We start from the raw sequence: 25,646 nt of genomic DNA, 5'->3' as shown, positions 1-25,646 counted from the left end.
TGAGGGGAGTGAATGAACCATGGCCGACCTAAGCACAAGATCGCGTCAGGAAGAGCAGATGGACGCGCCTGACCTAGACCCCGCCACATATGAGCGGGTGCTGCACGATCTCGCTCGGGTGAACCGCTGGACCTTCACGGCCTGGCCAAGCATCGCCTTCCTCCGGCGGGCGGTGGGAAGCGCCAGGCGGTTCCGCCTGCTTGATGTCGGGTTCGGTGATGGCGATGTCCTTCGCGCGATAGCGCGCTGGGCGCGGAAGCAGGGCATCGATGCCGAGCTTGTCGGCGTGGACCTCAACGAAAAGAGCTTGGCGGCGGCTCGGAGCGCGACGCCTCCCGAGCTATCCATCGACTATCGGGCAGGAGATTATCAGGACCAGCCTGAATCCTTCGACTTCATCATCTCCAGCCAGGTCACGCATCACATGACCGATGCACAGCTGATGACCTTTCTCCATCATATGGAAGCGAAGGCGCGGATGGGCTGGCTGATCTGCGATCTGCACCGCCATGGCTTTGCCCATTGGGGCTATCCCATCCTGGCCCGGCTGCTGCGCGTCCACCGGATCGTGCGCGAGGATGGCCAGCTTTCGATCGCCCGCTCCTTCCGCCGTGCCGACTGGATCGGATCGCTGGCGGAGGCGGGCATCACGGCCGACCAGGTGCGCATCGTACGCCGCTTCGCCTTTCGCCTGTGTGTTGAACGGGTGCGGGAAGAGCCGCTCACACTCTCCTGATCCGGGTGAATGCGGCGGCGCCCGTTCCTAGCGCCGGGGCGCATTTCAGCACCGTCATGAGCAGGCTTCGCGAAAGCGGCGCGGCGGCGCCGTGGCGCAGCGCTTCGGCAATGCCAACGGGCATGCCGCACTGCCTGCGCCACGCGCGCTGCCATGCCGGGGCGGCATCAGGTCCGCCCGTCAGCATCGCCCGGGCGGCGCTCGTCCCGCTGGCCAATGCTATGGCGATGCCGTCGCCTGCGAGTGATGCGATGACGGCGCTCTGATCGCCGGTACGAAAGATGCCCTTGTGCGTCACGCTCGCACGCCAGCCATAGGGGACGCCCGCTACCGCGTCGAAGCGGGAGGACGCACCCTGCAACCGCGCCTTCAGCAGCGGTGCCTCCTGCCGCAATTGATCGATCAGCGCGGGAACGCTGCCCGCTTCGGTCAACCTCTCCCGGCTGACTGACAGACAGAGATTGGCCGATCCATCCTCCTGCAACAGCAGCCCGGCATAGCCCCTGTCGAACAGGTGCAATTCCACCATGCCCTCCAAAGCATCATGCAGGATGTGGGACGGGGGCAGGGTGGTTCGCAAACCGATGGACGAGGATGAAAAATCGCGTCCAACGCCCCGCAACTCATGCTTGCCCACGCTGATGAAAACAGCGTCGGCCGCGCTGTCCTGGCCATTGTCGAAGCGCACCGTGCGTGTGTCCGGATCGATGGCCCGTACGGTTCGGCCCCGGCTGACGAGAGCGCCAGCATGTCCGGCAGCTTCGATCAATGCGTCGTCCAGGGTGCGGCGGGAAATTCCGGCAGCCGTTGCAGGCAGGGAGGCTTCAATGCAGCGCTTGGCCGTGGCCAGCCGGAACCGTGTGATCGGCCGCGCTCCAAGCTTCCAGGGATCGACTCCCAGTTCCTCCAGTCCCGCAATGGCATCCCATCCGAGAAAGCCGCCGCACACGCCAGCCGGGGCCGTCCGGTGGCGCTCGATCAACTGCGGCCGCATGCCCGCCTGCGCCAGCGTGATGGCGGCTGCCGAGCCAGCAGGACCGCCGCCGATGATCAGCGTTTCCGGCATCAGCCTGCTCTGGAAAAGCGGAAACCCTCGGCAGCGACGCCGGGGCCAAAGGCAAGCGCGACGCCATTGCCGCGCCGCTCTTCCTGAAGCAGGTCATGGAGGATGAACATCAATGTGGCGGATGACATATTGCCGTTCCGGCCGAGCACCCCGCGCGAGACCGACAGGGCATCAGGCCCCAGATCCAGGCCATTCTGCACCGCGTCCAATATCGATCGGCCTCCGGCATGAACCGCCCAGTTCCCGATCGACGCTGGATCGGATGAACCGCAGATCTTCTCTCTTACGCCATCGTCCCGCAGCGCAGCCTGAATACGCGACGGAACTTCGCCCGACAGGTGCATCACAAACCCAGTGTCGCCGATTTCCCATCGAATGAGGTCGGCAGAGGCCTCCAGGCTGATGGCAAAGGGCGCATCCATAGCGAAACCATGATCTTCCGCGCTGACCAAGGCGGCCGCCGCGCCGTCGCCGAATTGCAGCATCATCAGCAATCTTTCGACCTGCTGCTCGGGCTGAAGATGTAGGGAGGATAGTTCGACCGTGACGACCAGCACGCGGGCTTGTGGCTCCGATCGGACGATATGCCGCGCCGTCCGCAATGCCGCGACTGCCGCGTAGCAGCCCATGAAGCCGACCAGCGTCCGCTCCACACCCGCCAGGCCAAGCGCATCCGCGATGATCTGATCGATGCCGGGCGCTACGAAGCCGGTACAGCTTGCCACCACGAGATGAGTGATGCCGTCCAGCGCTGTCCTGGCGCGCAGGTCCGCGATCGCACGCAGGGCCAGCGGCGGCGCGAAGCGGTGATAAAGTTGCATGCGCTTCGATGTCGAAGGCATGGCATCCGCATAGAAGCCGCCGGGATCGACCGGCGACCCGCCCGCATCGACTGGCGGCAGGACCGACCAGCGATGGTTGATGCCGCTCCGTTCCGCCATCCGGGTGAAAAGGCTGCGGGCCCGTTCATCCGCGATCTGTCGGCTGGCCCAGTTGATGAAAGCGACGTGCACATCCTGATCAGGAACGGCGCAGCCGATGGCGTTTATGCAGGCACGTCTGTCGCTCATCGCGTTCCACTTTGTTGCTCAGACCCTTAACGCCGACGGTGCGTCAGATGATCCGGGCCGTTTGCGGCAGTGTAGCGCGATCATGATTGCTGCCAAATGAAACTGGCAGCTACATCAACCTTGGCGGACGGTTACGGGAACCGTCTCTTCCCAAAGCAGCTCCAGCTTGCGGCGCGTGAACCGCCAGTCCTCGCCCTCCCGGCGCCATTCATCCACATAGCGGATCGTCCAGCGCAGCAGTTGATCCACGTCATTGAGGAGATGATCGGCGGTGCAATAGGTTTCTCCGCTCGCCCTGTCGCCATCAATCATAACCATCTGATTATGGACCTTGTGAAAGGTTGACCGGAACATCTGCCCCAGCGCATCGATGGATTGCAGCGTCGCATCCAGTCCTTCGGTCACGAAGCCGGGGCCTTCGATCCGGCAATCTTCCGCCAGCACGGATCGCCACAATTGCTTGTCCTTGCGATCGGCTCCTTGGGCATAAAGGTCGGCTGTGCGCCGCAGCGCCGCTTCATCCGCCAGTCTGTTCATGGCGCCGCTCACAGGTTCATGCCATTGCCGGTGACGATCGGCATGTTGGTCCAGACGCCCTTGACGTCGCGGATCCACCCTGCCGCCGCCAATGAACCGCCATCCACATGGATCGCCGTGCCCGTCACCCAGGACGCCAGCGGGCTGGCGAGGTAGAGGGCAGCGCCAGCGCAATCATCAGGATGGCCAAAGCGTCCGAGCGGGACCCATCTTTCCACATGCTCGCGATTTTCCGGCGGCACCATATAGTCGATCGGCGTCTGCGGCGTGTCCGTGGTTTCAGGTGCGATGTCGTTGACCCGAATGCCGAGCGGCGCGAGTTCGAGGGCCAGGCTCTTGGTAAAGCCGGTGATGCCCGACTTGGCGGCAGCATAGACGGCGCAGTTGGGAATGCCGCGATAGGCTTCGATCGAGGTGATGTTGATAATCGAACCGCCCGGCGCCGCCGCTTTGAGCAGCGGCAGCAGACGGTTGGTCACTTGCATGAGGCTGATCAGGTTGACGCCGATAATGTCCTGAATCTCATTCCCGCTGAGATCAGAAAACGGTCGGGAATGAAGGAAATGCCCGACATTGTTGACAAGAATATCGAGCTTCCCGCCTGTCTCCTGCTCCAATGTCCTGGCCAGCGCGTCAACCTGTTCCGGCTTCGTAACATCGCACTGAATGGCCGTGCCCGCCGTAAAACCTGTGCCGCGCTCCGGATCGATTTCCGCTATGAAAACCCGCGCACCCTGCCGCGCAAAAGCATCGGCGCAGGCGCGCCCGATGCCCGCTCCTCCTCCGGTCACCAAAACCGACTTGCCCGTAAAATCCAGCATCATCCAATCCTTGCTTTCATTCATGCGTTGATCACGCCGCGCCCAACAGATCGGGATTGCGCCGCAATTCCTGCCCGCCATCGACAGCGAAAGACTGGCCGGTGACCCAGGATGCAGCAGGGCTGGCAAGATAGGCCACCGCGGCTGCTATATCTTCCGGTTCTCCCGTCCGCTTGAGCGGCGTCTGCTCCAAAAAGCGGTCAATGACTGCTGGGCTGGCGAACATATCCCTGGTCGCGTCGCTGCGGGTAAGACCTGGACGCACTGCATTGACGCGAATGCCGAGCGCCCCCAGTTCATCCGCCACGGTGCGGATCAAGCCTTCGAGCCCCGCTTTGCTCGCGCAATAGGTCGCAAGCGCGGGGAAGGGGAGTGTCGCGGCGGTCGACGATATGCATATGATCGACCCTCCCTCTCGCATCAATTTCGCCCCGAGCTGCATAGCGATGAACGCGCTCGTGATGTTGAGGTCGAGATCCCGGCGCAAATCCGCGACGCTGCTCGACAGGAAGGGCGCAAAGCCGCCACCGCCGACCGCTGGAACCAATATGTCGAGCCGATCGGCCAGGGCATAGGCTTTCGCCAGAGCATCCCCGACATCCTTTTCGGATAAGGCATCGCCAGCGAAGACAGCGACCTGCGCATCGGGTAGGTCCGCGACGATCCGGCTGCGTGCGGCCTCAAGGGCCTCTTCCCTGCGGCCCATGATGAGCACGCGGGCGCCATCAGCCGCCAAGGCCCTGGCGCAGGCAGTACCGATCCCACCGCTGCCGCCAGTGACGACTGCTGTCATACCCGCAAGCGGAGCGGCGCTCATTTGACTGACCGAAACTGGTCAACAACTTCCTTCACCGCGCGAGCGACATCATTGCGGCGATACGCCAAGTCAGCCATCGTTTGCGCGTCAGGCTCATATTGCACGACATTGCCGCGCCCGGTGAAGATCGCGACATCGGGAAGCATCGGATGTTCCTGGTCGAGCGAAGGTACATCGACGTCGTTACCGGCAGCCTGGAAGAACAGCTTGAAGTAATCGGCGAAGCTCAGATTTTCGTCACCCACGAGATAGGCCTTGCCATTTTCTCCTCGTTCGAGCGCGGCTTCGATCGCTTCAGACAAGGACTGGGTCGAAATGAAGTTGGTTACGCCAGCAGGGCCAAAGGGCGGAATGCCAAGTTGTCCTTCGGCATAGCGGGTATAGGCCTCGAACATCGGCAGGCTCATGCCGGCGACAGTGCCCACGACGAAGGGCGCATCCACACTGACGACATGGAAGCTGTCATCCGCCAGCGCTGCGATACCATCCGTCGCCATTTTGCGGGCACGAACATAGACGCTCTTTTCCACCAGTTCCGGCGCGACGTGGGGGTAGAAGCTGCCAACATGAATGAAGTGGCGCACCCCGGCCTGCTTGGCGAGCGCTGCGAATTGTGGCACGGCCTCTGCATTGGCGCGATAGACATGGGCGTCATAATCAGTGCCTTCGGGAACATGACGAATATCATTGCCCGCTGCAAAGATGATGGCGTCAAATCCCGCTAGATCCTGCCTTGTGAAGCTGCCCTCCACATAATCGCCCTTGAGGAACGGCATGGGAGAAAGTTCTGTGCTTTGTTGGGGAGGCTTGCGGCCTGAAACCGTGACATCGTGACCCTTGGAAGCAAGATGAAGGGCTGCATGACCACCGATCATACCGGTGCCGCCGACAACGAGAATTTTCATGATAGGGTCCTCTCCATGGGCGCGCCGCGCCTCTTGATCGAGAGAGGTATCGATTCGAGTTTCGATTTGCAACAAGGCACCGATCGGGTATTAGGTATCTTATGGATACCACAGTGAACCCCCAGACTGCCCTCGAGATTCTAGAGCTTGTCGGAAACAAATGGACAATGCTTGTCACTTATCGTTTGGGAGAGGGCGCGATGCGCTTTTCTGATCTCAAGCGATGTGCTGCACCGATCAGCTCCAAGATGCTGACGCAGACCCTGCGCGAACTTGAGCGCTTCGGAATGGTCTCACGCGAGGTGCTGCCGACGATGCCGCCAAGCGTGGAATATCGGCTGACGGATCTGGGCCGAAGCTTCTTGGGAACTGTAAGCGGGATATGCGACTGGATCGGCGACAATCACGAAGCGCTGGAGGAGGCGCGTCGAAGAGAGACAATTGCTGCGTGAGGTATGAAAAGCCAGATCGTTTTACAAACGAGATGGGTCGATAATAAGGATTATGTTAAATAGCAGAGGGGGATAAAGGCGCTGACAATATTGCCAGCGCCCCAAATCTGCTTGAGCTTAGACGATGCCTGCGCCGAGGCCTACAGGCTTGCGCTCCTGCGCCTTGCGCTCACGCCACAAGCTGGCCCGATAAGTCGACAGCACGTCGATCGCGCCGCCAGCTTCCAGTCGCGCCTTGGCGATGATCGGCGCCACATCGATATTATAAGCGCGACGCAGCGCCTGGAACGCCATCATCGTATCGTTGGCTTCCTGCGCCGCATGCAGCGCTTCGCGATCGACCAGCAGTGCCTTGGCAAAGCAGGCCGTGATCGTTTCCGCCGATGACAGCATGGATTCAATCGGGTCAGTCACATTGTGCGACTGGTCGATCATGTAACTGGGGTTGAACCCGTCGCGCGGGTGCAGTTCTGCCTCCACCAGTTCGTTGAAGACGAGGAAGAGCTGGTGCGGATTGATCGAACCGCTATCTAGATCGTCGTCGCCATATTTGCTATCGTTGAAGTGGAAGCCGCCCAGCTTGCCGAAGCGATGCAGGCGCGCCACGATCTGTTCGATATTGACGTTGGGCGCGTGGTGGCCAAGGTCAACGAGGCACTTCGCCTTGGGGCCAAGTTCCTGCGCGGCGAGGATCGATGAACCCCAGTCAGAGATGACCGTCGAGTAAAAGGCGGGCTCGAACATCTTATGTTCCAGCAGCATTCGCCAGTCGTCGGGCAGCGCGGCATAAACCTGTGCGGCAGCTTCCAGATAGCGGTCCAGGCTGCGGCCCAGATCCTGCTGACCCGGGAAGTTCGTGCCATCGCCGACCCAAACGGTCAGGTCAGTCGAACCCAACTGACGGCCGATCTCGATGCACTCGATATTATGCTCAACTGCCTGCTGGCGCGTCGCTTCCACGGTAGAGGACAGCGATCCGGTGGCGTAGGTCTGCGCCTGCCCGGCCTGATCCTGGAAGGTGTTGGAATTGACGGCATCGAAACCCAGGCCGAGGCTCTGAGCTTCCTCGCGCAAACCCTTGTAATCGCTCACCTTGTCCCAAGGGAAATGCGGCGACACGCGCGGTGTCACGCGGCTCAACTGGTTGATGACGGCGCAATCTTCCAGCTTCTCATGGATGTTGGTCGGCTCGCCAGCGATCGGGAACTTGGCGAAGCGCGTGCCGCCCCGTCCCGCGCCCCAGCTGGGCACGGCGACGGAAAAGCCCGCCACCCGATCCTTGATTGCTTCGATGTCGATGCCGGCGCGCGACAGCTTACGTCCGAGCGCGGCATAATCTTCGTCCAGCGCGTCCGCATCGCGGGCATTTGCTTCCGCGATCAGTTCGGCGGAAATGGGCAGGTTGCTCATGATAATAACCTCTCCGTTGCCGATCAGCGCGTGAACGCCTGGGCATTGCCCGCATCGACATTGATCATGTTGCCGGTCGACTTGGCCGACATGTCGCCAGCCAGGAAGTAAACCGCCTCGGCGATGTCGGACGGCAGCACATCGCGCTTCAGCATCGAGCGCTGGCGGTAATGTTCCTCCAGTTCCTTGCCGGAGTCGATCCCATGTGCGCCAGCGCGTTCCTTGCGCCAGTCGCCGTCCCAGATCTTACTGCCCTTGATCACTGCGTCGGGGTTCACCGTGTTGACGCGGATGCCGAAGGGTGCGCCCTCCAGCGCCAGGCACCGCGCCAGATGGTTGGCGGCAGCCTTGGCCGATGCATAGGCCGACGCGTTGGTCGCGGCGGCAACGCCGTTCTTCGAGCCGATGAACACGATCGACGCGCCGCCCTGTTCCTTCATCCGCTTCATCAGGGGGAAGGCAGCGCGGGCGGTGAGGAAATAGCCTTCTGCCAGCACGTCGTAATTCTTGCGCCACAGCGCGACCGTGGTCTCCTCGATCGGAGCCGAGGAAGCGATGCCCGCATTAGCGACGAGAATATCGAGACCACCAAATTCGCGGGCGCAATCGTCGAACGCGGCCTGGACTTGCGCTTCATCGGTCACGTCGCAGACGGCGGCGCGGATAACATCCTTGCCGAACTGCTTGGCGAAACCTGCGCGAACCTCTTCGACCGCATTGGCATCGCGATCGGCGAGCATTACGCAAGCGCCATCCGCCAGCAGCCGCGCGGCGGTCGCGGCACCGATGCCGCCCGCGCCGCCCGTCACCAGTGCGATCTTGCCGACCAGCGGCTTGGGCTTTGGCATGCGCTGGAGCTTTGCTTCCTCCAGCAGCCAATATTCGATGTCGAATGCTTCCTGCTCATCGAGGGCAATATATTCGCCGATCGCCTCGGCGCCGCGCATCACGTTGATGGCGTTGCCGTAGAACTCTCCGGCCAGACGTGCAGTGGTCTTGTCACCGGCAAAGGTGATACGCCCGACGCCCGGCACGAGGATCACGATCGGGTTCGCGTCGCGCATGGCGGGCGAATTGGACCGCTTGCACCGCTCATAATAGGCGGCATAGAGATCGCGATAGGCGGCGATCTGGTCAGCGAGATAAGCGTCATCCTGCAGCTTTGCGGGATCGAGCGGCAGCGGTGCGATCTTCGTGCGCAGGAAGTGATCGGGGCAGGACGTGCCCAGCGCGGCGAGGCGCAGGAAATCGGCTGAACCCACAAATTCCAAAGCTTCGGCGTCGTCGGAATAATGTCCGACCTTGGCACGCGCGCCGGTCATCAGGCCACGCAGACGCGGCATCAGGTCGGCGGCGATCGCTGCACGGTCCGTATTGGGCGCAACCACCTGACCACCGAAGGCTGGCTTTTCAGCCAACTTTGCGTTCAGATATTCGGCGGCGTCCGCGATCAGCTGAACGGTATGTTCGTAGCAGGACTTGGCGGTGTCGGCCCAGCAGATGATGCCGTGACCCGCAAGCATGACCCCTTCGACGCCGGGATTTGCCCTGACGAAGTCACGCAACTGGACGCCGAGCGTGTAGCCGGGACGCTTCCAGGGCAGCCAGCCGATCTTGCCGCCCCAGATTTCCTTGGTTGCGGCTTCGCCACCCGAAGAAGCTGCGAGCGCGATGATGGCGTCGGGGTGGACGTGATCGACATGTGCAAAAGGAAGTAGCGAATGCAGCGGAGTGTCGATCGACGCGGCGCGGGGATTGAGGTTGAACGTGCAGTGGGGCAGGTAGCCGACCATCTTGTCATCGTCGTCCGGGCCGCCATAATGCTTCTCAAGGCCTAGCAGCTTTTCCTGGTAGAGCGTTGAAAAGCCGTCGAGTTTCATTGATCCGATGTCGCCGCCCGAGCCCTTGACCCAGAGCACTTCCACCTTCTCACCCGTCAGGGGATCGGTCTCCACGATCTTGGCGGAGGTATTGCCGCCGCCGAAATTGGTCACCGTGAGGTCCGAACCGAGCAGATTCGACCGGTAAAGGAGCAGTTCGGCGGGGCTGAGAGTCGCGGCGACGCCGTCATCCCAGCGGCTGGAAGGAACGGCAAAGGGAAGTGCCGAGGACGAGACGGGATTTTGCATGTTCATGGCGCTCCTATTATCATTTGCGCTTTCCTCAATCAATCCTTTGCGTTATTAATCGATCATATTCGATCAAACAAGATGAGAAAATTTTCATGCGGGAGGACGAACTGAACCTCGGCTTCGCCATTATCGTCGATATCGGCAAGACGCTGAGCAAAGTGTCCCTATGGTCGCGCGACGGCCGGATTCTGGACCGTCAGGTGCGCCCGAACGAGGTGCGAACGCAGGACGGCATCCGCCGCCTCGACACGGACGGCATCGGCGGCTGGCTCGTCGAATCACTTTCACGCTACGCCTCCAGCAATGTCGAAGTGATCGTGCCCGTAGCCCATGGTGCAGGCGTCGCTGCCCTGACCGATGGCAAGCTGGCTTTCCCGCCGCTCGATTATGAACAGTCCATTCCGGACGACATCATGAGCGCCTACCGCAAGGAGCGCGACGCCTTTGCGGTCACAGGTTCACCCGCCCTGCCCGATGGCCTGAACATCGGATCGCAGCTGTTCTGGCTCGATCGCCTCTACCCGGCCGAAATGGCGGCAGCAACGTTGCTGCCTTGGGCGCAATATTGGGGCTGGTTCCTGTCCGGCACGGCGGCCACCGAGGTGACGAGCCTTGGTTGCCATAGCGATCTTTGGACGCCGGATACTGGCCGCTTCTCTCCGCTGGCCGAGCGGATGGGCTGGGCTGAACGCTTCGCACCGCTGGTGAAGGCGGCCGACAGCATCGGTACGCTGCGGCCCGATCTTGCGGCTCGCACCGGCCTTTCTGCCGACATCCGCGTCCTTGCCGGGCTGCATGATTCCAATGCGGCCCTGCTGGCGGCGCGCGGCTTTGATGAGATCGCGCAGGGCGATTCAACCATCCTCTCTACCGGCACCTGGTTCATCGCCATGCGCCTGCCCCAGGAAGCGTTGGCAACGAGCAGCCTTGCCGAAGGGCGGGATTGCCTGGTCAATGTCGACGCCTATGGCAGCGCCGTTCCATCAGCCCGCTTCATGGGCGGCCGGGAAATCGAGACGGTGATCGAATTTGACACGCGCCGGGTCGACATCAAGCCTGATCAGCCAGCTTTGATCGCGGCGGTTCCGGACGTGCTGAAATCCGGGGCGATGCTGCTGCCGACGCTCGCGCCCGGCTTTGGCCCCTACCCCGCCGGTTCCGGCAATTGGACGGAGCGCCCGGACGACTGGTATCAGCGGCGCGCGGCGGTTTGCCTCTACGCTGCGCTGGTTGCCGACACGATGCTGGACCTGATTGGATCACGAGACCGGCTGCTGGTCGAGGGCCGCTTTGCCGATGCCGAAGTGTTCGTGCGGGCGCTGGCTTCCTTGCGGCCGGATATGGAGGTCTATACCGCCAACGCCCACAATGACGTGTCCTTCGGCGCGCTCCGCCTGATCGATCCCAGCCTGAAGCCGCAAGGATCGTTGAGTCGGGTTGAGCCGCTTGACCAGGATCTTTCTTCCTACCGTTCCAGATGGTTAGCTGGAATTGGTGAGCTTGTTTCTTAAAAGGTTTCGTGCATGCCGATAGCCAGCGTCGCCGATTTTCGTGAGGCCGCCCGACGCCGCCTGCCCCGTTTCCTGTTCGAATATATCGACGGCGGCTCATATGCCGAGGTGACGCTGCGCAAGAATGTGAGCGAATTGAGTGACATCGCGCTGCGCCAGCGGGTGTTGCGCGACGTGTCGGCCCTAGAACTATCCACCAGCCTGTTCGGCCGGAAGCAGGCTCTGCCGGTGGCGCTCGCCCCGATCGGCCTGGCCGGATTGAATGCACGGCGCGGCGAGACGCAAGCGTTGCGTGCTGCCGAAGCGGCGGGCGTGCCCTTCACTCTTTCGACGGTGGGCGCCTGTTCTCTGGCCGAAGTCGCGCGTGCCGCGTCGCAGCCCTTCTGGTTCCAGCTTTACATGATCCGCGACCGCGCCTTCATGAAGGATTTGCTGGCGCAGGCGGCTGCCGCCCAATGCTCCGCCCTCGTCTTCACCGTGGACATGCCGGTGCCGGGTAGCCGCTACCGCGACTATCATAGCGGCCTTGCTGGCGCGGATGGGTTGAAGGGCGCGATCTGGCGCACGGCGCAAGCGATGATGAGGCCGGGCTGGGCCTGGGACGTGGGCGTGCGCGGCCGTCCCCATACGCTGGGGAATGTCGCGCCGGTGTTGCAGGGCAAGACCGGTATCGAGGATTTCTTCGCCTGGATGCGCAATAATTTCGATCCGTCGATCCACTGGCGCGATCTGGATTTCATCCGGTCCGAATGGAAGGGCCCTCTGATCATCAAGGGGCTGCTTGACCCCGAGGATGCGCGGGAAGCCGCTGCGTTGGGAGCGGACGGTATCGTCGTGTCCAACCATGGCGGGCGGCAGCTGGATGGCGTTCTGTCGACAGCGCGCGCCCTGCCCCCGATTGCGGACGCTGTGGGTGACAAGTTGACGGTGCTGGCCGATGGCGGCGTCCGTTCGGGATTGGACGTGGTGCGCATGCTGGCGCTGGGCGCGAAGGGCGTGCTGCTCGGCCGCGCCTGGGCCTATGCGCTGGCGGCGCAGGGTGAAGCCGGCGTCACGAAGATGTTGCAATTGATCGAAGCGGAGATGCGGGTGGCGATGGCGCTCACCGGCTGTTCCACTATCGCGGACATAAACCAGAGCATTTTGACCGGGAGGGACATGGTATGAGTGCGGGAGCACAGAAGGATAATTGGCGGGACACGATCCTTGCTGGACTTGCCAACTATATCGACGCGGGGTCTATCGTCGCTGGCTCTGCCGCACTCGCGCTCTGGCAGGAAAGCTATGGGCTGTCGAACGACTTCATCGGCCTGATCGGCGCTTTCGGGCCGAATGCGATCGGCGCGGGCGTGGGCGCCTATGTCGGCGGGCGGCTGTGCGACAAGCTGGGCCGCAAGAAGATCTACCAGTGGGACATGCTGGTCTATGCGATCGGCATGGCGATGCTGGTCTTTGCCTTCGCGCCGTGGATGATCGTGGTCGGCTTCCTGATCGTCGGCGTAGCCGTGGGCGCGGATATTCCGGCATCCTGGTCGCTGATTGCCGAACAAGCGCCCGATGACCGGCGCGGCAAGCATTCCGGCGTGGCGCAAGTGCTCTGGTATCTGGGGCCCGTCGTCGTGCTGTTGCTCAGCCTGGCGCTGACCAGCCTTGGCGAACTTGGCGCACGGATCGTCTTTGCCCATCTGCTGGTGATCGCGCTCGGCCTCACCTTCCTGCGTTCGCGGATGAAGGAATCCGAACGGTGGGAAGCCGCGCAGGCGGAAGGCGTGACCAAGCTGCCAGTGTCCACGCTGTTCCAGCCCAAATATCTGGCGTCCATCCTGGGCCTGGTCGGCATGTATGGTTTCTGGAACCTGTGGGCGGGGACGAATGGCTTCTTCTTCCCCTATATCCTGCGCACGGTGGGCGCGGCGACGCAGGCGCAGTCGGTCGCCATTCAGGCGCTGTCTTTCGCGATCGGCATGGCCTCCATCGGCCTGGTCTTCATGCGCTATGCGGACAAGGTCAATCAGCGAACGCTGTTCGCGATCTCGGCGGTCATCCAGGTGATCGGCATGGTCCTGCTCGCCATCTTCCCGCTGACCATCCCGATCGCGCTGCTGCACGTCTTCCTGCTTCAGTTCGGCGGCGGTTTCGGCGCACAGAGCTTCTTCCAGCTGTGGAGTTCGGAGATGTTCCCAACGATGCTGCGGTCGACCGCGCAGGGCCTGTGCTTTGCGATAGTTCGCATCAGCCTTGGCATATTCAGCTTCTTCGTTCCGATGCTGAGCGCTACGGGCTTCACGACGCTGGCGTGGATTCTGACAGGCTTCCTCGTCATTAGCGGCGTCATCGGCACCCTTTGGGCGCCGCGCAACGAAGGCAAGTCGCTGGAACAGCTTGAAGCTGAACGGGCGGCTGCCTGATCAAGGGGGTTCGGGGACAATGCACGCGGAGGAACGCGAAAGGCTGATCATCGAAGCAATGGGCCCTACCGGCTTCGTCAGCTATCGCGCCCTGGAATCGCGGCTTGCAGCGTCCCCGGCCACGATCCGCCGCGACCTTTCCCGGCTCGAGGACGAGGGCGTGATCCACCGCGTCCGGGGCGGGGCGCGGCTGACGGAAAGCCATGGCGGCAAGCCGGATGGCGGGGCACGGCTGGCGGGCACGCCTTTTGCCCAATCCATCACGGAAAATCTGGCGCAGAAGCGATCGATCGGCCGGGCTGCCGCGGAATTGTGCCAGCATGGCGAAGGCATCATGATCGATGGCGGCACGACGACGTTGCAGATGTGCCCGCATATCGATGGGCTGGACCTGTCGGTGCTGACCAATTCGCTGCATATCGCCAACGCGCTGCTGCCGCAGACTGGCACGCAGATACTCCTACCGTCCGGCACGCTGTTCAGGGAACAGAACATCATCCTGGCGCCTGCGGGCGAGGAATCGATGCCGCGATTTCACGCGCCCAAGCTCTTCATGGGCGCAGCGGCCGTGGGGCCTCAGGGCGTGATGCAGCAGGATGTCATTCTGGTCGCCGCCGAACGCCGCCTGATCGATCGGGCGGAGCAGGTCATATTGCTGGTCGACAGTTCCAAATTCACGTCGTCGTCAGGAGCGATCGTTTGCGGCCTGAACGAGGTGGATGTCGTGGTCACGGATCGGGGTGTCGAGCCGCGCGCCATCGCCATGCTGGAACATGCGGGCGCTGAAGTCATCATCGCGGACGCGTGATGCCGCGACGTGTTTGATCGAAAAAGCGGGCGAAACTCCGTGGCAGCCCTTTGATGCTGCCATGGCGTCTCACCCGCTAAACTGTTTCTCGGCTTCTTAGCGAAGGTTATTCTTCGCCATTATCCTTCACGCCGACGGTCGGAACGTCGATGGTTTCCTTCTTCGAGCCAACGACGACCTCCTTCGAGTCGACGTCCACCTTGGGAAGGTCGCCGCCCTGGACGCTGACTTCCGGCATGTCGCCGCCCTTGACATCGGCCTTCCAGAAGCCCGTGGCGAACAGGATGCCGACGACTGCCAGGATCAGGATCAATACTATTGCAAGCGTTCGCCCGCCGCGGCTTTTGTGAACGACCGTCCGGTCTCCGGTATAGGGATCTCTGTGAACTTCGGCCATCTCTATCCTCCTCTTGGTGGATAGTGAACAGATGGAGCTTCAGCTTGTTCCGTAAGAGTATCAAAGGGTGGCGAGAGACGGGCTGGTAGCTGCCGGGTCTCTCGCCATCTCTTCCCTGAACATCTTCCTTTTAGGCGAGCGGAAACAGGGGTGCGCGTACATAGGTTAGGGCTTCGATAATGTTCGCGATCACCCCACCTTGTTGAGATCCACCCCGCGCGTTTCGGGTGCCGCCGCAACGGCGATGAGGGTGATAAGCAGGCCGCCGATCACATAGGCGGCGACCATGCCGGTGCCCCCGCTCGCCTTGTAGAGCGACAGGGCGATGATCGGGGCGAGCGAGCCCGCAATGATGGATGTCGCCTGATAGGCTATGCTGGCGGCCGAATAGCGCAGGCGGGTGGGGAAAAGCTCGGTGATCATCGCGCCCTGCGGGGCGTACATGGCGCCATGGGCCACCATCGCGACGGTTATGGCGATGCCAACGCTCCAGATGGTGCCCTCATCAAGCAGCGTGAAGAAGATGAGGAACCAGGCGGCTACGCACAGCGCGCCCGCGCCATAGACGAGCCTGCGCCCGATACGGTCGGACAAGGCGGCGAACAGGGGCATGGTGAGACATTCGAGCGCGGAGCCGATCAGCACGGCGTTGAGGACGAGCGAGCGGTCTCCGCCCTTGATTTCCGTCCAATAGGTGATCGCGAAAGTGGCGGCGACATAGTAGCAGATATTCTCGCCGAAGCGGAGCCCCGCTCCGATGAGGAGGGCGCGGCCCTTGCGGCGGAGCGCCTCGATCGCGGGGAAGCGCTCGACGCCGCCAGCGGCTGCTTCGCGCGCGAAGACCATGCTTTCGGACACGGCGCGGCGGAGCCACCAGCCAACGAACACGAGCACGATCGACAGCAGGAAAGGTATGCGCCAGCCCCAGGCCATGAAGTCAGCTTCGGTGAGCAGAGCCGAAGACATGGCGAAAATGGCGGCGGCGAGCAGATTGCCCGCGGGGGCGCCGACTTGCGGCCAGCTGGTCCAGAAGCCGCGTTGCGAGGCGGGTGCGACCTCCGCCACGATCAGCACCGCGCCGCCCCATTCGCCGCCCACGGCAAAGCCCTGGAGCAGGCGGAGCAGGACGAGCAAAACCGGCGCCCAGGTGCCGATCTGTTGATAGGTAGGCAGCAGGCCGATGGCGGTCGTCGAAAGGCCCATGGTAAGCAGGCTGATCATCAGCAACGTCTTGCGCCCGATGCGGTCGCCGAAATGGCCGAACACGATCCCACCCAAGGGCCGGGCGAGGAAGCCGAGCGCGTAGGTCGAAAAGGCGAGCAACGTGCCCGTCAACGGATCGAAGGACGGGAAGAACAGGCGGTTGAACACCAGAGCGGACGCGACGCCGTAGATGAAGAAATCGAACCATTCGATCATCGTGCCGATAAGGCTGGCGCCGACGACTGTCCTTAGTTCCCGCATGCTGACTGCCCTGTCGGCGGCATCCATTTGCGCGTTCATCCGCCCTCCCCCTTGTTCGCTATGGTCATCTGCATAGGGGCGAAGCGCTTCAAGGAACAAGCGCGAGTTGAGTGGGCGGCGAACTTTGTGAGGGAACCATTCGCCACTTCGGTCGTTGCAGCCCTTCAAGGCACGCCCGAAAACCCTTTTTAGGGGCTATTCGTGCATGTCGGGCGAAGGGCAAAAAGGGGGAAGTGGGCTTCCTGTGGCGCGGACCGCGCGACAGGGGCTTTTTTTAAACGGATGCAGCAGTCTAAATCGCCGATCACGCAGGCCTGGCTTTATGGTGCGCTGGCCGTTCTTCTCGCCCTGCCCTTCGCAGCCGACATCATCTTCCCGCTTGGGACGGCGGTATGGGTCGCCTATCTGCTTCCCATCGTTCTTTCCTATGTGGCGCGGCGGCAGCAGGTTCCGTTGATCGTTACCGCGCTGGCGACGCTGCTGACCATCGTCGGCTTCACGCTGGCGCCCCCGGGCGTCGATCCCCAGGTCGCGATCACCAACCGTGCGTTGGCAGGCGTGACCTGCTGGGTCCTGGCCATCATCGGCGTGCTGTTCATCCGCAACCGGCTGGCGATCGCGGGGGAGGAGTGGCTGCAAGGCGGACAGGTCGGCCTTGCAAAGGCGGTCGGCGGCGAACAGCCCCTCGATACTTTGGCGACGAGCGCGCTTACATTTCTGGCGGATTATCTGAAGGCGCAGGCGGGCGCGCTGTACATCGCCAATGGGGAAGGTTTTCGCCGCTATGCCACCTATGCGGTGCCTGCGGACGCGCCGCTGCCGGAGCGATTTTCGCTGGGCGACGGGCTGTTGGGCCAAGCGGTGCGCGACAAGCGCAGCTTTTTCCTCAAGGACGTGCCTGACGGTTATCTGTCCTACGGGTCGGCACTGGGCCAATCGAAGCCCGACAGCCTGCTTATCAGCACGACACAGGCCGACGGCACCATCAACGCCGTCATCGAACTGGGCTTGCCCAAGGACGCCGATAGCGAAGCACAGGCATTGCTGGACAGGATCGGTGCGCAGCTGGGCGTCGCCATTCGGTCAGGCAAATATCGTGCGCGCCTGCGTGAACTGCTGGAAGAAACGCAGCAGCAGGCCGAGGAATTGCAGGCGCAAAGCGAGGAGCTGCGCGCCAATAATGAAGAGCTGGAGCAGCAAAGCCGCCAGTTGCAGGAATCGGCCGCCAGGCTGGAAACCCAGCAGGCGGAGCTGGAACAGACCAATTCCCAGCTTGAAGAACAGGCGCGGCAGTTGGAAATCCAGCGCGACGACCTGACGCGGACGCAGCGATCGCTGGAAAACCAGGCTGGCGAGCTGGAACAGGCGAGCCGCTACAAGTCCGAGTTCCTGGCGAATATGAGCCACGAACTGCGCACGCCGCTCAACTCGCTGCTTATCATGGCGCGATTGCTGGCGGAAAATCGCGGCGGCAACCTGTCGCCAGAGCAGGTACGGCATGCCGAGACGATCGAGACGTCAGGCAATGACCTGCTGACGCTGATCAACGATATTCTCGACATTTCAAAGATCGAGGCGGGCAAGCTGGAACTGCATACCCGCCGCATGAGCATCCGTGCGCTCACCGAAAAGATGGAGGCGGTCTTCGCGCCGTCCGCAAAATCGAAGGGCCTTGCGTTCAGCGTGAAGCAGGAGCCGGGCGCGCCTGCGGAAATGGACAGCGATCCCCAGCGGATCGAACAGGTGCTGAAGAATTTCCTGTCCAACGCCATCAAGTTCACCGAGACGGGATCAGTCACGTTGGCCGTGAACGCAGCCGCCAACGGCAGGATCGCCTTTACCGTGCGGGACACGGGCGTCGGCATCCCGCCCGAACAGCAGCAAGTGATATTCGAAGCCTTCCGCCAGGCCGATGGCACCGTCAGCCGCAAATATGGCGGCACCGGCCTTGGTCTTTCCATTTCGCGCGAACTCGCCCGCCTGCTTGGCGGCGAAGTGCAGGTGGAGAGTATCGCTGGCGAAGGCAGCGCATTCACGCTGATCCTGCCCGAGCGCTATGATGATGCGGCAAGCAGTTCCGCAGAGATGTTGCGGCCGGTCGAACAGTTCCGCCCTGCCCCGTCCAACCCTAAGCCTGCCCGCCGCCGCAAAGGCCCGGCCGCGCAGGACGACCGGGAAACGCTGTCGGGCGATGCGCGCGTCATCCTGATCGTCGAGGATGATCCGGTCTTCGCCAAGATCCTCTGCGATGTCGCGCACGAACTGAATTTTCAATGCCTGATCGCGACCACCGCTGACGAAGGCGCGCTGATGGCGCGGCAATATGTGCCAAATGCCGTCATATTGGACATGAACCTGCCGGATCATACCGGCCTTTCGGTGCTCGACCGGATCAAGCGCGACGTGCGTACGCGCCATATTCCGGTGCATGTGGTATCCGTCGATGACGATAGTCAGGCGGCGCTGTCCAGCGGCGCGATCGGCTATCTGTTCAAGCCGGTGAAGCGCGACGCTCTGGTCGATATGCTGGAAGGGTTGGAAGCGCGCATGTCCCAGCGCCTGCGCCGCGTCTTGGTGGTGGAGGATGATGCGCAGCAGGCCGAGAGCGTGAAGCTGTTGCTCGCGTCGCGTGATGTCGAGACGGTCGAGGCGCATTCCGCCGCGCGATGTTTCGATCTGCTCGGCCGCGAGACATTCGATTGCATGGTGCTCGACCTCAACCTGCCCGACGCGTCCGGCCTCGATCTGCTGGAGCGGCTGAGCGCCGACGAGGCTGTCGGTTTCCCGCCCGTCATCGTTTATACCGGCCGCGACCTTGCTCCCGAAGAAGAAATGCGGCTGAGGCGCTACAGCAAGTCGATCATCGTCAAGGGCGCTAAATCGCCCGAGCGCTTGCTGGATGAGGTGACGCTGTTCCTGCATCAGGTGGTGTCCGACCTTCCGGAACCGCAGCAGGCGCTGATCGCCAAATCGTTGAACCGCGACGCCGCGTTGGACGGACGCGAAATTCTGGTGGTCGAGGACGACATCCGCAACGTCTATGCCCTCACCTCCATATTCGAGCCGCATGGGGCCAAGGTGCGGATCGCACGTAATGGTCGGGAGGCGCTCCAGACGCTGGACGAGGCGGCGCGCGGCCTTTCCGATCCTGTCGATCTGGTGCTGATGGACGTGATGATGCCGGAGATGGATGGCCTCACGGCCACGCGGGAAATCCGGTCCCAGCCATGGGGCAGGCAGATGCCCATCATCGCGCTCACCGCCAAGGCCATGGCGCGAGACCAGCAGGACTGCCTGGACGCTGGCGCGAACGACTATCTGGCCAAGCCGCTGGACGTCGACAAGCTGCTGAGCCTCACCCGCGTGTGGATGCCGCGATGAGCGAGGAGATATTCGCACTCCACGAGGAGTTGGAGCTTGACCTGCTGCTGGAGGCGCTCTGGCGGCATTATCATTACGACTTTCGCGGCTATTCGCGTGGGTCGCTGCACCGGCGGCTGGCGCGGGCACAGCAGCGGCATGGGTGCGAAAGCCTGTCGCAGCTTCAGCATCTCCTGCTGCGCGACCCGGCGGTGTTCGCCGACCTGATGGGCTTCCTGACCATCCAGGTGAGCGAGATGTTCCGCGACCCCGCCTATTTCCGGGCGTTGCGGGAATTAGTGGTGCCACACCTTCGCACCTATCCTTCGCTCAAGATCTGGATCGCAGGCTGCGCCAATGGCGAGGAATTTTATTCGCTGGCGATCCTTTTCCGGGAAGAAGGGTTGGAGGATCGAACCATCTTCTATTGCACGGACATCAGCCCCGCCGCGCTCAAGAAGGCGGAGGCAGGGATCTATGACCTCGACCGGATCGCGCAGTTTACGGAAAATCACCGGCTGGCAGGCGGCAAGCAGTCGTTGTCCGATTATTATACCGCTGCCTATGGCGCGGCCGTGTTCGACAAGACGCTGCGCCGCCGCGCGGTGTTTGCCGAACATAATCTGGCCAGTGACCAGGTGTTCGCCGAAGTGCAACTGGTGTCGAGCCGCAATGTGCTGATCTATTTCAATCGCGAATTGCAGGACCGGGCGCTCGGGCTGTTCGGCGGAGCGCTGGTGCGGGGCGGATTTCTGGGATTGGGATCGAAGGAGACGCTCCGCTTCTCCCGCTACTCCGCAGCCTTTGCGGATTTCCATGAGGCAGAGAAAATCTACCGGCGCAATGTGAAGGACTTGGAGGATCTGCGCCATGCAGCATGAAAAGCCCAAGATCTTGGCGGTCGATGATGTCGAGGAGAATCTGCTCGCGCTGGAGGCTCTGTTCGCTGGAGAAGGCGTAGAGCTGCTGAGGGCGCGGTCCGGCGTGCAGGCGCTCGAACTGCTGCTGGTGCATGATGTCGCGCTGGCGCTGCTGGACGTGCAGATGCCGGGCATGGATGGTTTCGAGCTTGCCGAATTGATGCGCGGGACCGAGCGGACCCGCCGGGTGCCGATCATCTTCCTGACGGCCGTCGCCACCGATGAAAGGCGGCGATTTCGGGGATATGAGGCGGGCGCCGTCGATTATCTGCTGAAGCCCGTCGATGCGCATATCCTGCGGAACAAGACCGCCGTCTTCGTCGAGCTTTTCCGGCAGCGGGAGGAACTGGCCCGCCAGCGTGACGAGATTGCCGCCGCCCTCGCCCGGCTGCACGCGCATAGTGACAATTCGCCGCTCGCGATCATCGAATTTGACGCGGCACGCCACATCATAGGCTGGTCCAATGGCGCCGAGCGGCTGTTCGGATGGCGATCGCCGGAAGTGGCCGGGTTCAAGACGAGCGAACTCAAATGGATCGACCCCGATGATGAGGCCGCGTTCGATGGGTTGATGAGCGACCTGATCGCCGGGCGCAGCGTTCGCGCCGTCCAGCATTTGCGCATGCGCACGGCCGAAGGGCTGACGCTGGAATGCGAATGCTATTGTTCGGCACTGCTCAATGGGCAGGGACGGATCGTGTCCGTCAATGTCCAGATTCTCGACGTGACCGAACGGAAGCGCGCGGAAGAGACGCAGCGCCTGCTCATCGGGGAACTGAACCACCGGGTCAAGAACACGCTGGCGTCGGTGCAGGCCATCGCCGTGCAGACCTTGCGCCATTCCTCGGGTCCGTCCGACTTTGCCCCGACCTTCACAGGGCGCATCCATGCCCTTGCGCGCGCGCACTCCTTGCTCAGCAGCACCACATGGCAGGGCGCGTCTTTGCGCGAACTGGTCAATGGCCAGATCGACATTGGCGCCATCGATCTAGGGCAGTTGCAGATCGAAGGGCCGGAACTGGAGCTGGCGCCCGAGTTGGCGCTGCATGTCGCTCTCATCCTGCACGAGCTTGTGACCAATGCCCATAAATATGGCGCGCTTTGCACACCGGCGGGCACCGTGTCGCTGTCGTGGAAGATGGAGCGTGAGCATCTGTCGATCCGTTGGGCAGAAAGCGGTGGTCCGCGCGTTGCCGAGCCCACCCGCAGAGGATTTGGCACCGCTCTTATCGAACGCAGCCTGAAGGCGGAAGGCGGGCAGGCGCGCGTGAGCTATGAGGAAAGCGGCGTTTGCTGGACCATGACATTGCCCAGGGGGCCGCGCATCAGCCGGGTCAACATCGCAAGTCCGGGGATCAATCTCGGCGAAGAGCTGAATGCTGCTGAAGGCGGCGCGATCACCGGGCGCGCTTTCCTGGTGATCGAGGATGAACCGCTGGTGGCGATGGAAATTGCAAGCCTGTTGGAGGATGGCGGGGCCGGAGGGGTGACGATCGCTGGCTCGGCCGAAGAAGCGCTGGCATTGATCAAGAGCGCCGACTTCGACGCTGCGCTGCTCGATGGCAATTTGCAGGGCATGTCCGTCGATCATGTTGGCGCGGCACTGGCGCAGAGGAACATCGCCTTCGCCTTTGTGACTGGATATGGCCGGGAAAGCCTGCCCGAGGACTTTCAGGACCGGATGTTGATAGGCAAACCCTTTGATCCCAAGGCATTATTGAATTGTGCGGCGAAGCTGTGCGAAGATGCCGACATCGTCCTCCTCGCAGCGCCACCCATTGCTGTACAATAATGCCTTTCCTGTCCCGCCAGCGTCTTTTTCCTCATAGGTTGGTGGAAAGCGGCGTGAGCGACCCCATCTACAGGGCATGGCAAGTTTTTCGACCGTGAGTTTCCGGGAGCCGCGGGTTCCCTCCATTCCTGCCGCATCGGTGCTTCGATGAACGAGAGCATCGCCTATCTCGGTTTGCTGGCCGATGAGGAGATCGAACTCGACAGCGCCGCGCTGATGTTGAGCGCGCTCGATCATGAAGGGATCGACGTTGAACCCTATCTGGAGCTGCTGCGCGGGATCGGCAAAGCCATCGATGCGGAGCGGTCCGGCGCCGGGGACGATGAGCTGCAATCGGGTGAGGCCCAAGGCGCCCTGCTCGCGCGCGTAATCGGCACGCAGTTCGGCTTCGCGGGTGATAGTGAGAGCTATGATGCACCGCTGAACGCGGACATGGTGCGGGTGCTGGACCGGCGGCTGGGGCTGCCGGTCAGCCTGTCCATCCTCTATGTCGCAGCCGCGCGGCGGGCGGGATGGCGTTCCCACGCCCTCAATACGCCTGGACATGTCCTGGTCAGCATCGGGCCTGAGGATGCTCCGGCGATTATCGATCCCTTCCGGCGTGGCGCACTGGTGCAGGCTGAACAATTGTCAGAGTTGTTGACGAGGGCCGCCATTTCCGGTCCCCAGGCCCAATCCGCCGTCGAGCCGATGTCGAACCGCATGACCCTCGTCCGCCTGCTCCTGAATCAGGCTACGCGAGCGGAGGATGCGGGTGATACATGGCGGGCATGCACCATATATGAGCGGATGACCGTGGTCGCGCCTGAACATGACGCCGGCTGGTGGGCACTTGCCCGCTTGCAGCTGGTGCATGGCGAGGTCGAGGCGGCGCGCGCGAGCCTATGCGCCATGCTGGAGATCAGCCGCGACCCTGAACGCCGCCGCTATGTCGCAGCGGCGCTTAGCCAGCTGTCCGGCCAATCTCAGGCCTAAAGCCCTGCCCGGTGCGGGTTCAATCCCGCCTGAGGTCATTCCCGGCGCGCTCCATAGCGGCGCCCGCGTCCTGCTTGGCTTCCCGTGCTTCGCGCCGGGCATCCTGAGCTGCATTGCGGCTCGCAGCTCCGACTTCATTTGCGCCCTCATCAAACGCCCGCCCCGCATCGTCGAGGCCGTTGTCGATTTTCTCGCCCGCCTGATCCACTGCCCGGCTGACATCATTACCGATCGCCGATCCCGCATTCTCAAGGCTGTCGGCTGCCTTTTCCGAGCAAGCGGACAGGCTCATGCCCGCCGAGATCGCCAGGCCAGCCAGAAGTGATAATCTCATGATCTTCCTCATCTTACCGCAGAGTGCCTGAACTTAACCACCGCAAGACATTATGGTTGCTCGCCAGTCAGCGGCTGCGCAACCCGAACACCATGGACCGGTCGACGTCCGGGATCAATCCTTCCAACACGCGCCAAAAGCCGGTGACGGAGCCCTGCCCCGCCTGCGCATAGGCCGCCGCCATCTTTTCACGCAGGGCACGGAATAATTCAGCCTCCAGCGCCTTGCCCGAGGCACTGAGCCGAAGCAGTTTTTGCCGCCGGTCATTCGCCCCTTGCCGGGTTTCGATATAGCCGCGCTCCACAAGGTCGTTGAGGACGCGGCCAAGCGACTGTTTGGTGATGGACAGAAGGCGCAGCAATTCCTTTACCGTCAGGTCAGGCTGGCGCGAGATGAAATACAGCGCACGGTGATGCGCACGCCCCAGCCCCTGCGCCGCAAGCCCATCATCGATGGACCGCGTCAAGGCGGAGTAGCCGAAATACAGCATCTCGATCCCGCGCCGGATTTCGTCCTCCCGCAGGAACAGGGGAGAGGCAGGCGTGACCTGCGAAGCCGGTGCATTGGCGGGCGAACTATTTGCATTCATGCCGGGCGTTCCAGGAAGGGTTTGACGCCCGCATATTGGCGGAGCAAGTCTGTGATGACTAGGCTTTCCTTTCGCGCAAGAGACGCTATATGCCGTCCCCGCGCCCGGCACCGCCGCGCGCATGCTGGGGCGTAGCCAAGCGGTAAGGCAGCGGTTTTTGGTACCGCCATGCGCAGGTTCGAATCCTGCCGCCCCAGCCAAGGTTTTCTGCGGGTTTCAGCCATCTCCGCTGATTTTATCACAGGCATTCCGCACCAATCATGCCTTGCGAGCCTCCAATTTAGCGACCGCCGAGTTGCTCAAGGCCGCTGTCATCGCCTGATACACATCAAGCATTCTGTTCGCTGTCGTCACCGTCCAACCAAGCATCGCTGCGATCTCCGAAGGCGTCCCGCCAGCCTCCCAGCCCACAGGGCAGCGAAAGAGAGTCCGGGAAAACCGCTTCGCATTTTTTTAGCTGGGACTAACGGGCTTTCCTGAGCCGTAGAGCGCGAAGAGGGGGAGCGCTGAAGGGTTGGATCCCACAGCTCTCCTTGCGTCATCTTGATGGCTTTTTCCGCATCACCGCTGCGGCTCAGGAAGACTCTCTGACCGGATGTAGCCCAGCATCTCCTGCTCGGCCTCGTTAGGGGCCATGCCGTCCTTGCGGTAATCAGCCAAGGCTCGGGCAGCCCCCCGGCTGGAGCAGTATTGAGCGTTGCGCTCCTCCAGCATCTGACAGGCGGGATCATTGAACTGGCGGATGGCATCAACCACCGTTCCTTCTTAGCCTCCTCTGCCATCCCTCCGAACTCCGCAGAGCCGAAGAGTTCACCTAAAGCCGACCCCTTAGGCGGGGCTCAGTGGAGGCCGCTTCCGCCGCCTGCCAGTTCCTTGGCGATGGAGCCGACCATGTCCTTGGCATCGCCGAACAGCATCTGGGTGTTGCTGTTATAGTAGATCGGGTTGTCGATCCCGGCAAAGCCTGCGTTCATCGAACGCTTGATGACGAACACCGACTTGGCCTTGTCCGCCTCGATGATCGGCATGCCCGCGATCGCGCTCTGGGGATCGTCGCGTGCCGAGGGGTTCACCGTATCGTTCGCGCCGATGATCACCGCAACATCCGCCTGCGGCAGTTCCGGGTTGATGTCGTCCAGGTC

At 62.3% G+C, this 25,646-nt stretch carries 24 protein-coding genes and 1 tRNA gene; 11 read left to right on the top strand and 14 right to left on the bottom strand.

All coding sequences use genetic code 11. The features are described from left to right. Positions 1-19: 19 nt before the first annotated feature. Positions 20-736: a methyltransferase domain-containing protein gene (locus tag MU848_RS13850; RefSeq protein ID WP_247233396.1), complete on the top strand. Its 717-nt coding sequence runs from the start codon at positions 20-22 to the stop codon at positions 734-736. On the opposite strand, the gene MU848_RS13845 is transcribed toward MU848_RS13850, so the two are convergent. From MU848_RS13845 to MU848_RS13820, 6 genes are all read right to left on the bottom strand, one after another. Continuing rightward, a complete protein-coding gene (locus tag MU848_RS13845) occupies positions 723-1,802 on the bottom strand; it encodes an NAD(P)/FAD-dependent oxidoreductase (protein WP_247233388.1) in 1,080 nt (359 codons plus the stop codon). The genes MU848_RS13850 and MU848_RS13845 overlap by 14 nt on opposite strands. Next, the gene (locus MU848_RS13840) at positions 1,802-2,872 is read right to left on the bottom strand and encodes a type III polyketide synthase (protein WP_247233387.1); all 1,071 of its coding nucleotides are present in this window, start codon (positions 2,870-2,872) and stop codon (positions 1,802-1,804) included. Before MU848_RS13840 ends, MU848_RS13845 begins: the two co-directional genes overlap by 1 nt. 114 nt (positions 2,873-2,986) lie before the next feature. Beyond that, a complete protein-coding gene (locus tag MU848_RS13835; protein ID WP_247233385.1) occupies positions 2,987-3,409 on the bottom strand; it encodes a nuclear transport factor 2 family protein in 423 nt (140 codons plus the stop codon). An 8-nt stretch (positions 3,410-3,417) separates the two neighbouring features. After that, on the bottom strand, positions 3,418-4,254 hold the full coding sequence (locus MU848_RS13830; RefSeq protein WP_247233383.1) for an SDR family NAD(P)-dependent oxidoreductase: 837 nt from the start codon (positions 4,252-4,254) through the stop codon (positions 3,418-3,420). 7 nt (positions 4,255-4,261) lie between these two features. Next, positions 4,262-5,047, bottom strand: coding sequence for an SDR family NAD(P)-dependent oxidoreductase (locus tag MU848_RS13825; RefSeq protein ID WP_247233381.1), 786 nt, complete (start codon positions 5,045-5,047; stop codon positions 4,262-4,264). Beyond that, complete coding sequence (locus tag MU848_RS13820; protein WP_247233379.1) at positions 5,044-5,952, bottom strand: NAD-dependent epimerase/dehydratase family protein; 909 nt, start codon at positions 5,950-5,952, stop codon at positions 5,044-5,046. Before MU848_RS13820 ends, MU848_RS13825 begins: the two co-directional genes overlap by 4 nt. Before the next feature lie 101 nt (positions 5,953-6,053). Here MU848_RS13820 and MU848_RS13815 point away from each other — a divergent pair, with 101 nt between their 5' ends. Beyond that, the gene (locus tag MU848_RS13815) at positions 6,054-6,404 is read left to right on the top strand and encodes a winged helix-turn-helix transcriptional regulator (protein WP_247233377.1); all 351 of its coding nucleotides are present in this window, start codon (positions 6,054-6,056) and stop codon (positions 6,402-6,404) included. 117 nt (positions 6,405-6,521) lie between these two features. Here MU848_RS13815 and rhaI read toward each other — a convergent pair whose 3' ends face one another. Together rhaI and MU848_RS13805 are read right to left on the bottom strand one after the other, a co-directional pair. After that, positions 6,522-7,814 (bottom strand): L-rhamnose catabolism isomerase, encoded by a 1,293-nt coding sequence (gene rhaI / locus MU848_RS13810; RefSeq protein WP_247233369.1) that lies wholly within the window; start codon positions 7,812-7,814, stop codon positions 6,522-6,524. A 23-nt stretch (positions 7,815-7,837) separates the two neighbouring features. Next, on the bottom strand, positions 7,838-9,949 hold the full coding sequence (locus MU848_RS13805; RefSeq protein ID WP_247233367.1) for a bifunctional rhamnulose-1-phosphate aldolase/short-chain dehydrogenase: 2,112 nt from the start codon (positions 9,947-9,949) through the stop codon (positions 7,838-7,840). A gap of 89 nt (positions 9,950-10,038) precedes the next feature. Between MU848_RS13805 and MU848_RS13800 the strand changes: the two genes are divergently transcribed. Genes MU848_RS13800 through MU848_RS13785 form a run of 4 tightly spaced genes read left to right on the top strand, consistent with a single transcriptional unit; the run spans position 10,039 to position 14,673 of the window. After that, positions 10,039-11,457, top strand: a complete 1,419-nt coding sequence (locus MU848_RS13800) for an FGGY-family carbohydrate kinase (RefSeq protein WP_247233365.1) — start codon at positions 10,039-10,041, stop codon at positions 11,455-11,457. A 12-nt stretch (positions 11,458-11,469) separates the two neighbouring features. Then, the gene (gene lldD / locus MU848_RS13795; RefSeq protein ID WP_247233363.1) at positions 11,470-12,624 is read left to right on the top strand and encodes an FMN-dependent L-lactate dehydrogenase LldD; all 1,155 of its coding nucleotides are present in this window, start codon (positions 11,470-11,472) and stop codon (positions 12,622-12,624) included. Then, positions 12,621-13,865, top strand: coding sequence for an MFS transporter (locus MU848_RS13790; RefSeq protein ID WP_247233356.1), 1,245 nt, complete (start codon positions 12,621-12,623; stop codon positions 13,863-13,865). Before lldD ends, MU848_RS13790 begins: the two co-directional genes overlap by 4 nt. 19 nt (positions 13,866-13,884) lie before the next feature. Beyond that, a complete protein-coding gene (locus tag MU848_RS13785) occupies positions 13,885-14,673 on the top strand; it encodes a DeoR/GlpR family DNA-binding transcription regulator (protein ID WP_247233354.1) in 789 nt (262 codons plus the stop codon). A 106-nt stretch (positions 14,674-14,779) separates the two neighbouring features. Here the strand turns inward: MU848_RS13785 and MU848_RS13780 are convergent, their stop codons facing one another. Together MU848_RS13780 and MU848_RS13775 are read right to left on the bottom strand one after the other, a co-directional pair. Continuing rightward, complete coding sequence (locus MU848_RS13780; protein WP_201515948.1) at positions 14,780-15,070, bottom strand: hypothetical protein; 291 nt, start codon at positions 15,068-15,070, stop codon at positions 14,780-14,782. A gap of 189 nt (positions 15,071-15,259) precedes the next feature. Beyond that, a complete protein-coding gene (locus MU848_RS13775; RefSeq protein ID WP_247233352.1) occupies positions 15,260-16,573 on the bottom strand; it encodes an MFS transporter in 1,314 nt (437 codons plus the stop codon). A gap of 243 nt (positions 16,574-16,816) precedes the next feature. On the opposite strand from MU848_RS13775, the gene MU848_RS13770 reads away from it, so the two are divergent. The 4 genes from MU848_RS13770 to MU848_RS13755 all read left to right on the top strand — a co-directional run bounded on the left by MU848_RS13770 (position 16,817) and on the right by MU848_RS13755 (position 23,581). Continuing rightward, complete coding sequence (locus MU848_RS13770; protein WP_247233350.1) at positions 16,817-19,915, top strand: response regulator; 3,099 nt, start codon at positions 16,817-16,819, stop codon at positions 19,913-19,915. Further along, a complete protein-coding gene (locus MU848_RS13765) occupies positions 19,912-20,775 on the top strand; it encodes a CheR family methyltransferase (RefSeq protein ID WP_247233348.1) in 864 nt (287 codons plus the stop codon). Before MU848_RS13770 ends, MU848_RS13765 begins: the two co-directional genes overlap by 4 nt. Beyond that, a complete protein-coding gene (locus MU848_RS13760; RefSeq protein WP_247233340.1) occupies positions 20,765-22,606 on the top strand; it encodes a response regulator in 1,842 nt (613 codons plus the stop codon). Before MU848_RS13765 ends, MU848_RS13760 begins: the two co-directional genes overlap by 11 nt. Positions 22,607-22,753: 147 nt before the next feature. Then, complete coding sequence (locus MU848_RS13755; protein ID WP_247233338.1) at positions 22,754-23,581, top strand: transglutaminase family protein; 828 nt, start codon at positions 22,754-22,756, stop codon at positions 23,579-23,581. Positions 23,582-23,600: 19 nt separating this feature from the next. On the opposite strand, the gene MU848_RS13750 is transcribed toward MU848_RS13755, so the two are convergent. Both MU848_RS13750 and MU848_RS13745 read right to left on the bottom strand, forming a co-directional pair. Beyond that, positions 23,601-23,915: a hypothetical protein gene (locus tag MU848_RS13750; protein ID WP_247233330.1), complete on the bottom strand. Its 315-nt coding sequence runs from the start codon at positions 23,913-23,915 to the stop codon at positions 23,601-23,603. Between the two features lie 67 nt (positions 23,916-23,982). Further along, a complete protein-coding gene (locus MU848_RS13745; RefSeq protein ID WP_201515943.1) occupies positions 23,983-24,504 on the bottom strand; it encodes a MarR family winged helix-turn-helix transcriptional regulator in 522 nt (173 codons plus the stop codon). Between the two features lie 125 nt (positions 24,505-24,629). On the opposite strand from MU848_RS13745, the gene MU848_RS13740 reads away from it, so the two are divergent. Beyond that, positions 24,630-24,704, top strand: a tRNA-Gln gene (locus MU848_RS13740). 361 nt (positions 24,705-25,065) lie between these two features. Here MU848_RS13740 and MU848_RS13735 read toward each other — a convergent pair. Both MU848_RS13735 and MU848_RS13730 read right to left on the bottom strand, forming a co-directional pair. Next, entirely contained in the window at positions 25,066-25,260 is a 195-nt protein-coding gene (locus MU848_RS13735) for a hypothetical protein (RefSeq protein ID WP_201515942.1), read from the bottom strand. Positions 25,261-25,343: 83 nt separating this feature from the next. Further along, the coding region (locus MU848_RS13730) for an NAD(P)(+) transhydrogenase (Re/Si-specific) subunit beta (RefSeq protein ID WP_247229521.1) at positions 25,344-25,646 on the bottom strand (303 nt) is incomplete at its 5' end.

It is taken from the genome of Sphingobium agri, assembly GCF_023051225.1.
In the GTDB taxonomy this organism is placed as follows: domain Bacteria; phylum Pseudomonadota; class Alphaproteobacteria; order Sphingomonadales; family Sphingomonadaceae; genus Sphingobium; species Sphingobium agri.
The sequence above is the reverse complement of the archived record's forward strand: the minus strand, read 5'-3'. Positions and strand labels throughout refer to the sequence as shown.

Bases quoted from the DNA above. Each gene is read 5' to 3' on its own strand.
- MU848_RS13850 (WP_247233396.1), top strand. From the start codon at position 20: ATGGCCGACCTAAGCACAAGATCGCGTCAGGAAGAGCAGATGGACGCG.
- MU848_RS13845 (WP_247233388.1), bottom strand. From the start codon at position 1,802: ATGCCGGAAACGCTGATCATCGGCGGCGGTCCTGCTGGCTCGGCAGCC.
- MU848_RS13840 (WP_247233387.1), bottom strand. From the start codon at position 2,872: ATGAGCGACAGACGTGCCTGCATAAACGCCATCGGCTGCGCCGTTCCT.
- MU848_RS13835 (WP_247233385.1), bottom strand. From the start codon at position 3,409: ATGAACAGACTGGCGGATGAAGCGGCGCTGCGGCGCACAGCCGACCTT.
- MU848_RS13830 (WP_247233383.1), bottom strand. From the start codon at position 4,254: ATGAATGAAAGCAAGGATTGGATGATGCTGGATTTTACGGGCAAGTCG.
- MU848_RS13825 (WP_247233381.1), bottom strand. From the start codon at position 5,047: ATGAGCGCCGCTCCGCTTGCGGGTATGACAGCAGTCGTCACTGGCGGC.
- MU848_RS13820 (WP_247233379.1), bottom strand. From the start codon at position 5,952: ATGAAAATTCTCGTTGTCGGCGGCACCGGTATGATCGGTGGTCATGCA.
- MU848_RS13815 (WP_247233377.1), top strand. From the start codon at position 6,054: ATGGATACCACAGTGAACCCCCAGACTGCCCTCGAGATTCTAGAGCTT.
- rhaI (WP_247233369.1), bottom strand. From the start codon at position 7,814: ATGAGCAACCTGCCCATTTCCGCCGAACTGATCGCGGAAGCAAATGCC.
- MU848_RS13805 (WP_247233367.1), bottom strand. From the start codon at position 9,949: ATGAACATGCAAAATCCCGTCTCGTCCTCGGCACTTCCCTTTGCCGTT.
- MU848_RS13800 (WP_247233365.1), top strand. From the start codon at position 10,039: ATGCGGGAGGACGAACTGAACCTCGGCTTCGCCATTATCGTCGATATC.
- lldD (WP_247233363.1), top strand. From the start codon at position 11,470: ATGCCGATAGCCAGCGTCGCCGATTTTCGTGAGGCCGCCCGACGCCGC.
- MU848_RS13790 (WP_247233356.1), top strand. From the start codon at position 12,621: ATGAGTGCGGGAGCACAGAAGGATAATTGGCGGGACACGATCCTTGCT.
- MU848_RS13785 (WP_247233354.1), top strand. From the start codon at position 13,885: ATGCACGCGGAGGAACGCGAAAGGCTGATCATCGAAGCAATGGGCCCT.
- MU848_RS13780 (WP_201515948.1), bottom strand. From the start codon at position 15,070: ATGGCCGAAGTTCACAGAGATCCCTATACCGGAGACCGGACGGTCGTT.
- MU848_RS13775 (WP_247233352.1), bottom strand. From the start codon at position 16,573: ATGAACGCGCAAATGGATGCCGCCGACAGGGCAGTCAGCATGCGGGAA.
- MU848_RS13770 (WP_247233350.1), top strand. From the start codon at position 16,817: ATGCAGCAGTCTAAATCGCCGATCACGCAGGCCTGGCTTTATGGTGCG.
- MU848_RS13765 (WP_247233348.1), top strand. From the start codon at position 19,912: ATGAGCGAGGAGATATTCGCACTCCACGAGGAGTTGGAGCTTGACCTG.
- MU848_RS13760 (WP_247233340.1), top strand. From the start codon at position 20,765: ATGCAGCATGAAAAGCCCAAGATCTTGGCGGTCGATGATGTCGAGGAG.
- MU848_RS13755 (WP_247233338.1), top strand. From the start codon at position 22,754: ATGAACGAGAGCATCGCCTATCTCGGTTTGCTGGCCGATGAGGAGATC.
- MU848_RS13750 (WP_247233330.1), bottom strand. From the start codon at position 23,915: ATGAGATTATCACTTCTGGCTGGCCTGGCGATCTCGGCGGGCATGAGC.
- MU848_RS13745 (WP_201515943.1), bottom strand. From the start codon at position 24,504: ATGAATGCAAATAGTTCGCCCGCCAATGCACCGGCTTCGCAGGTCACG.